12 protein-coding genes are annotated in these 12,508 nt (G+C 74.4%); 8 read left to right on the plus strand and 4 right to left on the minus strand.

Annotated elements, in window-relative coordinates; translation table 11 throughout:
• Window positions 1–151 precede the first annotated feature (151 nt).
• Entirely contained in the window at window positions 152–1,078 is a 927-nt protein-coding gene (locus tag ACFC1X_RS31680; protein WP_376360269.1) for a DUF3027 domain-containing protein, read from the minus strand.
• A 344-nt stretch (window positions 1,079–1,422) separates the two neighbouring features.
• Between ACFC1X_RS31680 and ACFC1X_RS31685 the strand changes: the two genes are divergently transcribed.
• From ACFC1X_RS31685 to ACFC1X_RS31700, 4 genes are read left to right on the plus strand one after another with little or no spacing between them, the layout of a single operon-like run.
• Window positions 1,423–2,814, plus strand: a complete 1,392-nt coding sequence (locus ACFC1X_RS31685) for an MFS transporter (protein WP_376360271.1) — start codon at window positions 1,423–1,425, stop codon at window positions 2,812–2,814.
• 58 nt (window positions 2,815–2,872) lie between these two features.
• Window positions 2,873–3,385 (plus strand): DUF2771 domain-containing protein, encoded by a 513-nt coding sequence (locus ACFC1X_RS31690; RefSeq protein WP_376360274.1) that lies wholly within the window; start codon window positions 2,873–2,875, stop codon window positions 3,383–3,385.
• Window positions 3,386–3,408: 23 nt separating this feature from the next.
• Complete coding sequence (locus tag ACFC1X_RS31695) at window positions 3,409–4,107, plus strand: futalosine hydrolase (RefSeq protein ID WP_376360276.1); 699 nt, start codon at window positions 3,409–3,411, stop codon at window positions 4,105–4,107.
• On the plus strand, window positions 4,097–4,945 hold the full coding sequence (locus ACFC1X_RS31700) for a 1,4-dihydroxy-6-naphthoate synthase (protein ID WP_376360279.1): 849 nt from the start codon (window positions 4,097–4,099) through the stop codon (window positions 4,943–4,945). Before ACFC1X_RS31695 ends, ACFC1X_RS31700 begins: the two co-directional genes overlap by 11 nt.
• A gap of 13 nt (window positions 4,946–4,958) precedes the next feature.
• Here the strand turns inward: ACFC1X_RS31700 and ACFC1X_RS31705 are convergent, their stop codons facing one another.
• Complete coding sequence (locus ACFC1X_RS31705) at window positions 4,959–5,342, minus strand: cold-shock protein (protein WP_053132946.1); 384 nt, start codon at window positions 5,340–5,342, stop codon at window positions 4,959–4,961.
• A gap of 133 nt (window positions 5,343–5,475) precedes the next feature.
• Here ACFC1X_RS31705 and ACFC1X_RS31710 point away from each other — a divergent pair, with 133 nt between their 5' ends.
• A complete protein-coding gene (locus ACFC1X_RS31710; RefSeq protein ID WP_307013243.1) occupies window positions 5,476–5,748 on the plus strand; it encodes a hypothetical protein in 273 nt (90 codons plus the stop codon).
• Here the strand turns inward: ACFC1X_RS31710 and ACFC1X_RS31715 are convergent.
• Together ACFC1X_RS31715 and ACFC1X_RS31720 are read right to left on the minus strand one after the other, a co-directional pair.
• Window positions 5,703–6,359 carry an HAD family hydrolase gene (locus tag ACFC1X_RS31715; protein ID WP_376360283.1) on the minus strand — a complete coding sequence of 219 codons (657 nt, stop codon included), beginning with the start codon at window positions 6,357–6,359 and terminating at the stop codon, window positions 5,703–5,705. The two genes, ACFC1X_RS31710 and ACFC1X_RS31715, sit on opposite strands and share 46 nt — an antisense overlap.
• A gap of 76 nt (window positions 6,360–6,435) precedes the next feature.
• Window positions 6,436–7,431, minus strand: a complete 996-nt coding sequence (locus ACFC1X_RS31720; RefSeq protein WP_376360286.1) for a hypothetical protein — start codon at window positions 7,429–7,431, stop codon at window positions 6,436–6,438.
• A 137-nt stretch (window positions 7,432–7,568) separates the two neighbouring features.
• Between ACFC1X_RS31720 and ACFC1X_RS31725 the strand changes: the two genes are divergently transcribed.
• The 3 genes from ACFC1X_RS31725 to ACFC1X_RS31735 all read left to right on the plus strand — a co-directional run bounded on the left by ACFC1X_RS31725 (window position 7,569) and on the right by ACFC1X_RS31735 (window position 12,482).
• The gene (locus ACFC1X_RS31725) at window positions 7,569–10,121 is read left to right on the plus strand and encodes a helicase-associated domain-containing protein (protein ID WP_376360289.1); all 2,553 of its coding nucleotides are present in this window, start codon (window positions 7,569–7,571) and stop codon (window positions 10,119–10,121) included.
• A gap of 414 nt (window positions 10,122–10,535) precedes the next feature.
• The gene (locus tag ACFC1X_RS31730; protein WP_376360292.1) at window positions 10,536–10,751 is read left to right on the plus strand and encodes a hypothetical protein; all 216 of its coding nucleotides are present in this window, start codon (window positions 10,536–10,538) and stop codon (window positions 10,749–10,751) included.
• 84 nt (window positions 10,752–10,835) lie between these two features.
• Entirely contained in the window at window positions 10,836–12,482 is a 1,647-nt protein-coding gene (locus tag ACFC1X_RS31735; protein ID WP_376360295.1) for a DNA repair helicase XPB, read from the plus strand.
• Window positions 12,483–12,508 lie beyond the last annotated feature (26 nt).

Raw genomic sequence — 12,508 nt, forward strand, 5'->3', positions numbered from 1 at the left:
TCCTCATCGACGGACCACGAAGGTACCGCCCCACCTGCCACGCCGGCCGACATCATTCAGCCCGTCCGGCGTTTGAGGACGAGGCCGTCAAGGCCGATGGGGGTCTGGGGGCGCAGCCCCCAGGGACCCCCGCCACCCACGCACCCGCACCTTACGAATGCCCCAGCTCCGCCGACGCCTCGTCCTCCGCCACGGAGACGGACCCCGAGTCCGACGCCGGCCGCAGCGGAAACGGATCCACCCGCGTCTCATCGATCACCGGCGGAGCCACCCGCGGCGGCTTCGGCATGACCGCCGCCTCGGAGTGCCCCCCGCACCCGTACGCCAGCGACACCACGTGCCCGTCCGCCGGCGAGAACTCGTTGGCGCACACCCCGAAGGCCTGCCCGAGCGAGCCGCCGATCCGGGCCAGGAAGCCGCAGCTGACGCAGGACGCGGGCGCCGCCTGGGCCATCGCGGTCTTCGGGCCGTAGCCGTCCTCCCAGCGGTCGGCGGCGACGTGCAGCCCGTACCGGGACAGGACCCGCGTGCGGCGCAGGCCCAGCTCCTCGGCGACCGCCGAGATGGTGCCGCGGGCCGGCACGGTGGTCAGCTCGGCGGGCGGTCCGGCGGTGACCTCCGCGTCCTCGGCCTCGACCAGGTCGGCCATCTCGTGGGAGACGGCGGAGTTCGGCGGCGGCTCGTCCTCGCCGGTCCAGCCGGGCTCCAGACGCAGATCCTCCGCGTCGGTGGGCAGCAGATCGCCGGGGCCCATGTCACCGGGCCGCAGCCGCTCGCTCCACGGCACCCACTCGGGGGCGAGCAGCGCGTCGGGCCCGGGCAGCAGCACCGCCTCGTCCACCGTGACGATCTTGGCGCGGGAGGCGCGGGCCACGGTCACGGCCCAGCGCCAGCCGCGATAGCCCATCTCCTTGCAGGCGAAGTAGTGGGTGACGACCCGGTCGCCCTCCGACACCAGGCCCTCGTGCTCGCCGACGACGCCGGGGGAGGCGGCCTCCTCGGCTGCGGCGCGGGCGAGGTCGAGTGCCTCGGCGCACAGGCGGTCAGGGGTGCGGCTTCGCGTTGTCGCTGCGCTCACAGGTATCGCTTCTCTCCATACGCCGTCTCACGAGTGCGCCGCTGCCTGCGAGGGGCGGACGGAGCGGACCTGTGGACCGCGTCGACGTCCGCGCCCGATCGCGCTCGGGCACACCTACGTCATCCATTCTGCGGGATGGCCGTAAGGCGCGCGGCCGAGAACGTTCGCCACGGCGCGCTAGGCACGCTACCTGCTCATGTGCGCTGGGCCTACACCGACGGGAGTTTCGGCGGGGTAAGGTCCGCTCTTCCCGCCCGGCCCCGGCGTCCGTGTCACCCGACTCGATCACCGCCATCCGTGCCGATGGGACGCTATAGCCCCCGCTCTCGGGGCACTATGACGGGGTGGCAGCCGCACGGACGGAGTTCAAGGGCGGGAGCCGGAGGCGTGGCCCCGGCCCGCGGTTCCGCGCGCTCGGCCGCGCCCTTCGCCTGCCGGTGACCGGGACCGCGCGCGGTATCCGGAAAGCGACGCACGCGCACGGGGCCGGCGAGTCGGGCCTCGGCAAACTGATCGAGCTGCACGGGGTGAACGGCGCCGGGGACGTCATGATCACCGTCGCCCTCGCCTCCACCGTCTTCTTCTCCGTCCCCACCGACGAGGCGCGCGGCCGGGTCGCGCTGTACCTGGCCATCACCATGGCGCCGTTCACGCTGCTCGCGCCGGTGATCGGCCCGCTCCTGGACCGGGTGCCGCACGGCCGCCGCGCGGCGATGGCCTGCGCGATGGCCGCGCGGGCGCTGCTCGCGCTGGTGCTGTCGGGGGCGGTCATCACCGGCAGCATCGAGATGTACCCGGCCGCACTCGGCGTGCTGGTCGCCTCGAAGGCGTACGGCGTGGTCAGAAGCGCGGTGGTGCCACGGCTGCTGCCACCCCGTTTCTCCCTGGTCAAGGCGAACTCGCGGGTCACGCTGTGCGGACTGCTCGCCACCGGTGTCGCCGCGCCGATCGGGGCGGGGCTCCAGCAGGTCGGGCCGCGCTGGCCGCTGTACGGCGCGTTCGTGATCTTCGTGGCGGGCACCGTGCTGTCGTTCACGCTGCCGCACACGGTGGACTCCGCGCGCGGCGAGGCCCGGGCCCTGCTCGCCGCCGACGAGGACCATCTGCACGGTCCGCTGCGCAAGCGGAGCAAGCGGCCGGGGCTGCGCACGGTCGGCCCGGCGGTGACGCACGCGCTGCTCGCCAACGCCGGCATCCGCTGCCTGACCGGCTTCCTGATCTTCTTCCTTGCCTTCCTGCTGCGGGTGCATCCGCTGTCCGGGCAGAGCGCCGCCGTGTCACTGGGGATCGTGGGCGTCGCAGCCGGGACGGGCAACGCGCTGGGCACCGCGGTCGGGGCGTGGCTGCGGTCCCGGGCGCCGGAGATCATCATCGTGACGGTGGTCGCGATCGTGCTGGGCGCGGCGGTCACGGCCGCGGTGTTCTTCAGCGCCGTCCTGGTGGCGTGTCTGGCGGCGGTCGCGGGGTTCGCGCAGGCGCTGGCCAAGCTGTCCCTGGACGCGCTGATCCAGCGGGACGTGCCGGAACTCGTCCGCACCTCGGCGTTCGCCCGCTCGGAGACGCTGCTCCAGGTCTCCTGGGTGCTCGGCGGCGCGGTCGGCATCGTGCTGCCCCTCAACGGCACGCTGGGCCTGTCGGTGGGCGCCGCGATCATCGCCGCCGGGTGGCTGACGACCGTACGGGGTCTGGTCGGCTCGGCGCGGCACGGCGGGCCCGCCCGACCCAGGGTGGCGTGATCACGCCACGCCGTACCCAGGTGGGGGACGGGCCGCGGGCGCCAGATAGCCTTCGCCCATGACCACGTTGCTCCGCGGCACTGCCGCCCTCGGACACGGCGCTGTGCGGCGCCGCCGCGCCGTCGCCGCCGCCGGCGCGGTATCCGCCGGACTGCTCCTGCTGTCCGCCTGTGACAAGCCCACGCCCATGGCCACGGTCACGGTCGGCAGTGACTCGGTCAGCTCCGAGGCCGCCTGCGGTGGGCACGGCAAGACCCTGGAGACCGCCGAGATCCAGGAGTGCCTGCAGGACGACAACGTCAAGTCCATCTCGGTCAACGCCGACGACACGGTCCGCTTCGGCGTCGACCCGGAGGTCGCCGACGAGCGCTGGACGATCCTGATGAACGGTCAGCAGCTGACCGACGACACGGACAACACCTACCGGACGGTCCCGGGCAGCGTGTTCTTCAACGCCCAGTACGGCGCCCAGGGCGACTCCACGCTGGTCACCATCAAGGCCGGTGACGGCAAGGACGACAGCGAGGAGGCCACCGGTCTGTGGTCCTTCAAGCTGAAGAAGGACGACTGACCACGTCCTCCACGCGCGTTCTCGTGGCCACCGCGGTCCCCGCCGAGCGGGACGCGGTGGCTCGGGCGTTCCCGGACCCGGCCGCCGAGCTGTCCCGTCCCGGGGTGGCCCTGCACCGCCTCCCGGACGGCGGCCCGGACCTGCTGGCCGCCGGGGTCGGCCCCGCCCTCGCCGCCGCCTCCACCGCCGCCGCCCTGACCGCCGCGGCGCTCGACGGCGCCCCCTACGGCCTGGTCGTCTCGGCCGGCATCGGCGGCGGCTTCCTGCCGGACGCGCCGGTCGGCTCGCTCGTCGTCGCCGACGCGATCACCGCCGCCGACCTGGGCGCCGAGACCGCCGACGGCTTCCTGCCGGTCACCGACCTCGGCTTCGGCACCGTCACCCACCACCCGCCCCCCGCCCTGGTGCGCGCCACCGCCGCCGCGACCGGCGCCCGCCCCGGCACCGTCCTGACCGGGTCCACCGTCACCGGCACCGCCGAACGCGCCGCGCTGCTGCGCGCCCGCCACCCCGACGCGCTGGCCGAGGCGATGGAGGGCTTCGGCGTCGCCGAGGCCGCCGCCGCGCACGGGGTGCCGGTACTGGAACTGCGCGCCGTCTCCAACCCGGTCGGCCCGCGCGACCGCGCCGCCTGGCGCATCGGCGAGGCCCTCGCGGCGCTGACGGACGCCTTCGGGAAGCTCGCACCCGTCCTCAGGAGTTGGAACCCACATGAGCGCTGAGACCCTCCGCATCGCCTACTCGCCCTGCCCGAACGACACCTTCGTCTTCGACGCCCTCGCCCACGGCCGGGTGCCGGGCGCGCCCGCCCTCGACGTGACGTTCGCGGACATCGACATCACCAACGGCATGGCCGAACGCGGCGAGTTGGACGTACTGAAGGTGTCGTACGCCGTGCTGCCGTACGTCCTCGACGAGTACGCCCTGCTGCCCTGCGGCGGCGCCCTCGGCCGGGGCTGCGGGCCGCTGGTGCTGACCCGGGAGGCGGACGCGGACCTGCGCGGCCGCACGGTCGCGGTGCCCAGCGAGACGTCGACGGCGTATCTGCTGTTCCGCCTGTGGGCGGCGGACACCGTGCCCGGCGGCGTCGGCGAAATCGTCGTGATGCCGTTCCACGAGATCATGCCGGCCGTGCGGGACGGGAAGGTCGACGCGGGTCTTGTGATCCACGAGGCGCGCTTCACGTACCGGAACTACGGGCTGCACAAGCTCGCCGACATGGGCGAGCACTGGGAGCACACCACCGGGCTGCCGATCCCGCTCGGCGCGATCATCGCCCGGCGGTCGCTGGGCGCGGAGGCCCTGACCCGGCTGGCCGACGCGGTCCGCACCTCGGTCCGCGCGGCCTGGGACGACCCGGAGGCCTCCCGGCCCTACGTCATGGAGCACGCGCAGGAGATGGACCCGGCCGTCGCCGACCAGCACATCGGGCTGTACGTCAACGAGTTCACGGCCGACCTCGGCGAGGCCGGCTACGCGGCGATCCGGGGCCTGCTGACACGCGCGGCGGCCGAGGGATTGGTACCGGCCCTCGGCCCCGACGCGCTGGCGTTCCCCTGACGAGCGGGCGGGGTCAGACGTCCAGCTGGTCGGCGACGGCGCGGAGCAGGCCGGCGATCTTCTTGCCGGCCGTCTTCTCGGGATAGCGGCCCCGCTCCAGCATCGGGGTGATGTTCTCCAGGAGGGTCGTCAGGTCCTGGACGATGGAGGCCAGCTCGTCGGGCTTCTTGCGCTGCGCGGCCGCGACCGACGGGGCCGGGTCCAGCAGGGTCAGGGACAGGGCCTGGTCGCCGCGCTGCCCGGCGACGACGCCGAACTCCACGCGCTGGCCGGGCTTCAGCGCCTCGACTCCGGCGGGGAGGACCGAGGAGTGCACGAAGACGTCACCGCCGTCGTCGCGGGAGAGAAAGCCGAAGCCCTTCTCGCTGTTGAACCACTTGACCTTGCCAGTCGGCAAAGCACACGCTCCCTCGATCAGTCCCGGACGCACCGACGCCGGTTGCACTACTGCCAGGACACCCTACCGGGGGTCTCTCCACGGGGACACGCCTTGAAACGGGCCTGCGGCGCCGGGGAACTACCCTGGTCGGGTGCGTGAACAAACCCAATCGAATTCCGCCGCGCCCGGTGACCGACTGATCCGCGCCGGTGCGATCGTCTTCTTCGTCGGCACGGTGGCCACTCTGGTCACCGTGGCCCCGCTGCTGCTGGGGACGACGCCGTTTCCCACCTACATGTTCGGCCTGAGCATGCTGATGGGCGTGGGCTTCCTGATCGCCGGGGCGGGGGTGTTCCAGTCGATCGCGGCCGGGCGCCGTCAGGCCCGTGCGGCGGCCGCCCCGTCGCCCTCGCCGTCTCCGTAGCCCGCGAGCCACTCGGGGAACTCCGTCAGGTCGGCGAGGACCACGTCCGCGCCGGCCGCGCGCAGCTCCTCGGCACCGCACGGGCCGCCGGCCACCGCCACGGAGCGGGCGCCCGCGGCCCGGGCTCCGCGGACGTCGCCGACGTGGTCGCCGACGTAGACGTCCGCGCCGTGCTCGCGCAGCGCGACGGCCTTCTGCTCGGCCCACAGGTTGCCCACCACGGCGTCCGGCTCGATGCCGAGGTGCGCCAGGTGCAGCTTGGCGTTGGGTTCGTACTTGGCGGTGACGACGAGCGTCCGCCCGCCGGCCGCGCGTACGGCGGCGACGGCCTCCCGGGCGCCGGGCATCGCCAGCGTCGGCTCGATCGCGTACGACGGGTACATCTCCCGGTAGAGGTCGGCGGTGGCGGCGATCTCCTCGGCCGGGAACCAGTTGGCCAGCTCCTCGGCGAGCGGCGGCCCGAGCCGCGTCACGGCCAGGTCGGCGTCGACGTACGTCCCCGTCCGCTCGCTCAGCGCCAGGTAGCAGGCCCGGATGCCGGGCCGCGAGTCGATGAGCGTCATGTCGAGATCGAACCCGACGGTGGGCGCGGTACGGGTGGTGAAGGCCATGGCCCCCATTGTGCAGGCCCCACCCGGCACCCCCGGCGGGCCCTCCCCCGCCGACGGGCCGCGGCGAGCTGCCCGCTCAGCCCCGCGGGCGGCGGGCGTGCCAGAGCAGGTACAGGGCCGTGGCGACAGCGGCGCCGCGGAGGACCCAGGGCCAGGTCTCGGTGATCGCGTCGTTCATGTGGCCCTCGGCGATCGGGTCGCCCCAGCGGCCCTCCGTGCGGCCCCACAGCCAGACCACACCGGCGACGGCGACCGTACCGGGCAGGCCCAGGACCGCCCACTTCGACTGGGCCGCGGTCAGGCGACGCGAGAGGTAGGCGATCAGCCAGCCCAGGCCCAGGGCGACGAGGTTGCCGAGGACGGCACCGACGACCAGGAGCCCGGCGGCGAGCAGCAGCAGGGGGTTGTTCCAGCCGCCCTCGGGCCAGGGCCGGGCCAGGCGTCGCAGCCGCCGCGCCTTTCCGGCCGGGACCGGCTCCACGACCTGCTCCACCGCGGCGGGCTTCGCGGCGGTGGCGTCCTTCTTCCCGGCCTCGTCCTCCGGCTTCGGCGGCGGCTTGAGCAGCTCCGGGATCTCCACCCCGCCGACGAACCCGGGCACGCTGTCGCCCACGCCGGCGAACGGGCCGCCCTCCACCCGCCACCAGTCCGGCTGCGGACCACGGCCGCCGCCTCCCAGCTCCTGCGCGCTCGCCACATGGGGTGGGGAGGCGGCCGGCTGTTCGGGCGGGGGTTCGGGCGCGTTCCGCCGCAGGCCCTTGCGGCGCTCGGCCCTGCGGGGGTCCGTGTCCCGCTGCTCGGGCACCACGGTCGGCGGCGGCACCGGCGCCGGGCGGACCCCGCTCGTGCCGCCCGCCGCGTCGACGAGGTCGTCGGGGCTGCCGAGCCGGTCCAGGATGCGCCGGACGGCGGCGGGACTGTCCACGGTGGTCCTGGCCCGGTGCCGGTCGATCTCGTTGCGCAGCTCGGAGACCAGCCGCATGCGCGCGGCCGACGGCAGCTGCCGCTGCTGGGCCACGTCGCCGACGCGGCTCAGATACTCGTAGACGACCTGGTCGCTCTCGATCCCCACGGACCCCTCCGGGGCGGTGTGTTGTGGTAGCCCGTCGGACGAAGGTACCGAATCCTCCCGCGGGCGGCGGACACCCCGCGCACGGCACCGGCGCACGCGGCCCCCCGCCGTGACCCCCACCCGCTAACGTGGACCGGATGAGCACCGAGGAGAAGTCCGCGGCCCCCCGGTCCCTCGCGGAGGCGCTCCGTGTCCGGGACGACGTCTCGCTGGCCGCCCTCCTGCGCAGCCGTCCCGACCTCATCACCCCTGTGCCCACCGACCTCACGCAGCTCGCCACCCGGGCCGGCACCCGGGCCTCGGTGGTGCGGGCGCTGGAGCGTCTTGACCGGTTCGCGCTCCAGACGGCGGAGGCGCTGGCCGTGGCGTCGGACCCGGCGCCGTACGGCGAGCTGCTCCGGCTGATGGCGGGGGACGACGAGGACCCGGCCGTCGCCGCGGCGCTGCCCCGGGCCGTCGCCCTGCTGCGCGAGCAGGCCCTGGTGTGGGGCGCCGACGACCGGCTGCGGCTGGTGCGCACCGCCCGTGAGCTGCTCGCGCCCTCCCCGCAGCACCCGTCCCCGACGGGTCTGGGGCCCACCGTGCGGGAGGCGACCGCCGGGATGTCGCCGGGGCGGATCCAGGAGATCGTGACCACCGCCGGTCTGCCCTCGACCCACGACTCGGTGTCCGCGGTGACCGCGCTCGGCACCCTGTTCGCCGACCGGCGCCGGATGACGGCGCTCCTTGCCGGGCTGCCCGAGGAGTCGCGGGAGGTGCTGGCCCGGCTGGTGTGGGGTCCCCCGTACGGGCAGGTCACCCATGACCCGGCGGCGCACCTGCGCGCGCTCCTCGACCGCGGCCTGCTGCTGCCGACCGCGCCCGGCACGGTCGTGCTGCCCCGCGAGGTCGCCCTGCACCTGCGCGCGGGCCGCGCGCACCGGGCGCCCGAGCCGGCCCCGCCGGCGGTGGAGGCCGCCGCCACGCACCGTCCACAGGTTGTGGACGCCACCGCGGCCGGGCAGGCCCTCGCGGCGCTGGCGACCGTGGCGGAGCTGCTGAAGGAGTGGGACGAGGGCGGCCCGACGGTGCTGCGGGCGGGCGGGCTGAGCGTGCGCGACCTGAAGCGCACGGCCGTCGCCCTGGACCTGCCCGAGCCGGTCGCCGCCTTCTGGCTGGAACTGGCCTACGCGGCCGGCCTGATCGCCTCCGACGGCGAGGCCGACGAGCGGTACGCGCCGACCCCGGCGTACGACGAGTGGCGGGAGCTGCCGCCCGCCGAGCGCTGGGCGAGCCTCGCGCAGACGTGGCTGACGGCGACCCGGACGTCGGGGGTGGTCGGCGGGCGGGACGCGAAGGACCGGACGCTCTCCGCGCTGGGCCCGAACCTGGACCGTTCGGCGGCGCCGGAGGTACGGCACCGGGTGCTGGCCCTGCTGGCGGGCCTGCCCGAGGGAGCCTCGCCCACCGAGGAGTCGATGCTGGCCCGGCTGCGCTGGGAGCGCCCCCTGCGCGGCCCCGAGCGGGACCGGCGGGAGGACGACCTGCGGACCCGGCTCGCCCGGTGGACGCTGTCCGAGGCCGAGCTGCTGGGCGTCACCGGCCGCGGGGCACTGGCGGCGCCGGGGCGGGCGCTGATCGGGGCGCCCGAGCCGCCGCATCCGGCGAAGGCGCCCGAGGGCCCCGGCGACAAGCTCCCCGTCCACCACCGCACGCCCGCGCCGCCCGCTCCCCCGGCCCCGGGCGAACGGGCCGCCGCCGCAGCGACCGCCGCCCGGCTGCTCGCGCCGCTCCTCCCGGAACCGCTGGACCACGTGCTGCTCCAGGCCGACCTGACGGCGGTGGCGCCGGGGCCGCTGGAGGGTCCGCTGGCCGACCTGCTGGGGGTGCTCGCGGACGTGGAGTCCAAGGGCGGGGCGACCGTCTACCGGTTCACGCCGGGCTCGGTGCGCCGTGCGCTTGACGCCGGGCAGACCGCCGCCGACCTGCACACCTTCCTGGCCCGGCACTCCCGCACGCCGGTGCCGCAGCCCCTGACGTACCTGATCGACGACGTGGCCCGGCGGCACGGGCAGCTGCGGGTGGGCGCGGCCTCGGCGTACGTGCGCTGCGACGACGACGCGACGCTGGACGAGATCCTCGCCGACCGGCGGGGCTCCGGCCTCGGCCTGCGGCGCCTCGCGCCGACCGTGCTGGCCGCGCAGGCCGAGCCGGCGGCGCTGCTTGAGGGGCTGCGCGCGATGGGGTTCGCGCCGGCCGCCGAGTCCGCCGCGGGCGATGTGCTGATCGCGCGGGCCGACGCCCGCCGCACCCCGCCGCGGGCGGCACCGGAGCCGGTCCCGGACGGTCCGCCGGCGCCCGACGACACCCTGCTGGCGGCCGCGATCCGCGCCGTCCGGGCGGGCGACCTGGCCTCCACGGCCCCGCGCAAGCCGGGCCCCGGGGACGGCGAGGGCAGTGCGCCGGGCGGCGAGCTGCCCCGCACGGGCGCCGCCGAGACGCTCGCGACCATGCAGGCGGCCGTGCTGACCGGCGAGGCGCTGTGGATCGGCTACGTGAACGCGGAGGGCTCCGCCAGCCAGCGCGTGATCGCCCCGATCCGGGTCGAGGGCGGCTTCGTCACGGCGTACGACCACACGGCGGACGAGGTGCGCACCTATCCGCTGCACCGCGTCACGGGTGTGGCGGAACTGGCCGACGACGTGACGTGACACGCCCTCTTTCGGGCGTACGCGCCGGTTCATGCACGCCACGCCGGGTGATTCGCACCTGAGAGGGAGCTTTTTTCATAAACCGCATCGACCTTTCGGCGGTCGGGCAGCCACGGGGTGTCCTGCACCGAAACCGAAAGGAAGAACCCGATGCGTACTGCCGTTCGCCGAGTCGCCACCGTCCTGACCTCCACCGCGACCCTGATCGCGGCGTTCGCCGCCGAGGCCGCCGCGGTCGGCATCGACCTCGGTGGAGGCGTCACCCTCTGACGGCCCGCCCTCTGATCAGGCTCTGATCAAGCTCTGATCCGTCGCATCCCCTTCGGGCGGGCCGGGCTCCCAGTCCCCCTGGGCCCGGCCCGCTCCGGATCACCATCCCTCCCTCTCCCTCCCCCTCGCTCCGGAAGGCTCCTCATGCGTCCCAAGACCGCCGAACCCCTCCGCTCCACCGCCCGCTCCGCCGTCGCCGTCTCCGTGGCCGCCCTGATCACCGGCGCGGCGCTGTTCGGCGCGCTCGCTCCCAAGGCCGCCGCGCTGCCGCTCCCGCTGCCCGCCACCGGCGTGGAACCGCTGGTCACCGAGGGCGTCACCATCGAGGGGCCGCTGATCAACAACATCAGTCTCAAGTAGCCCGGCGGCGCGATCAGGCACACTGGACGTTTGGCCGATCCGTCGAGTCGCTGTCGGCCGTACGCACGCGAGAGGGTGCCGCCCGTGAATGGTCCGCTGATCGTCCAGTCCGACAAGACCCTGCTCCTGGAAGTCGACCACGAGCGGGCCGGTGACTGCCGTCGGGCCATCGCGCCGTTCGCCGAGCTGGAGCGGGCGCCCGAGCACATCCACACCTACCGGGTGACGCCGCTGGGCCTGTGGAACGCGCGGGCGGCCGGCCACGACGCCGAGCAGGTCGTGGACGCCCTCGTCGAGTACAGCCGCTACCCCGTGCCGCACGCGCTGCTCGTCGACATCGCCGAGACGATGGACCGCTACGGCCGCCTCACCCTCTCCAAGCACCCGGCGCACGGCCTCGTCCTGACGACGACCGACCGTCCGGTGCTCGAGGAGGTCCTGAAGTCGAAGCGGATCGCGCCGCTGGTCGGCACCCGCATCGACCCCGACACGGTGGCCGTGCACCCCTCCGAGCGCGGGCAGATCAAGCAGACGCTGCTCAAGCTGGGCTGGCCCGCCGAGGACCTCGCCGGGTACGTCGACGGCGAGGCGCACCCGATCGAGCTGGCGGAGGACGGCTGGGCGCTGCGCCCGTACCAGAAGCAGGCGGTGGAGAACTTCTGGCACGGCGGCAGCGGTGTCGTCGTCCTCCCCTGCGGTGCGGGCAAGACGCTGGTCGGGGCCGGTGCGATGGCGCAGGCCAAGTCGACGACGCTGATCCTGGTCACGAACACCGTCTCCGCCCGGCAGTGGAAGCACGAGCTGGTGCGGCGGACCAGCCTGACCGAGGACGAGATCGGCGAGTACAGCGGTACGAAGAAGGAGATCCGGCCGGTCACCATCGCCACGTACCAGGTGCTGACGACCCGGCGGAAGGGCGTCTACCCGCACCTGGAGCTGTTCGACTCCCGGGACTGGGGGCTGATCGTCTACGACGAGGTGCACCTGCTGCCGGCGCCGGTCTTCAAGTTCACCGCCGACCTCCAGGCCCGGCGCCGCCTCGGTCTGACCGCGACCCTCGTGCGCGAGGACGGCCGCGAGTCGGACGTCTTCTCCCTCATCGGCCCGAAGCGGTTCGACGCGCCGTGGAAGGAGATCGAGGCGCAGGGCTACATCGCGCCCGCCGACTGCGTGGAGGTCCGGGTCAACCTCACCGACTCCGAGCGGCTGGCGTACGCCACCGCCGAGACGGAGGAGAAGTACCGCTTTTGCGCGACGACCGACACCAAGCGGAAGGTGACGGAGGCGATCGTGCGGCGCTTCGCCGGGCAGCAGATCCTCGTCATCGGCCAGTACATCGACCAGCTCGACGAACTGGGCGAGCACCTGGGCGCGCCGGTCATCAAGGGCGAGACGTCCAACGCCCAGCGGGAGAAGCTCTTCGAGTCCTTCCGGCAGGGCGAGATCAGCGTCCTCGTCGTCTCCAAGGTCGCGAACTTCTCGATCGATCTGCCGGAGGCGACGGTCGCCGTGCAGGTGTCGGGCACCTTCGGCTCCCGGCAGGAGGAGGCGCAGCGGCTCGGCCGGGTGCTGCGTCCGAAGGCCGACGGTCACCAGGCGCACTTCTACTCGGTCGTGGCCCGCGACACCCTCGACCAGGACTTCGCCGCCCACCGCCAGCGCTTCCTGGCGGAACAGGGCTACGCGTACCGGATCATGGACGCGGACGAGGTGCTCGGCGAAGGGGTCTGAGGGGGCCTAGCCAGGTCCTGTCGGTC

This window comes from Streptomyces sp. NPDC056128, from assembly GCF_042263835.1.
Lineage (GTDB): Bacteria > Actinomycetota > Actinomycetes > Streptomycetales > Streptomycetaceae > Streptomyces.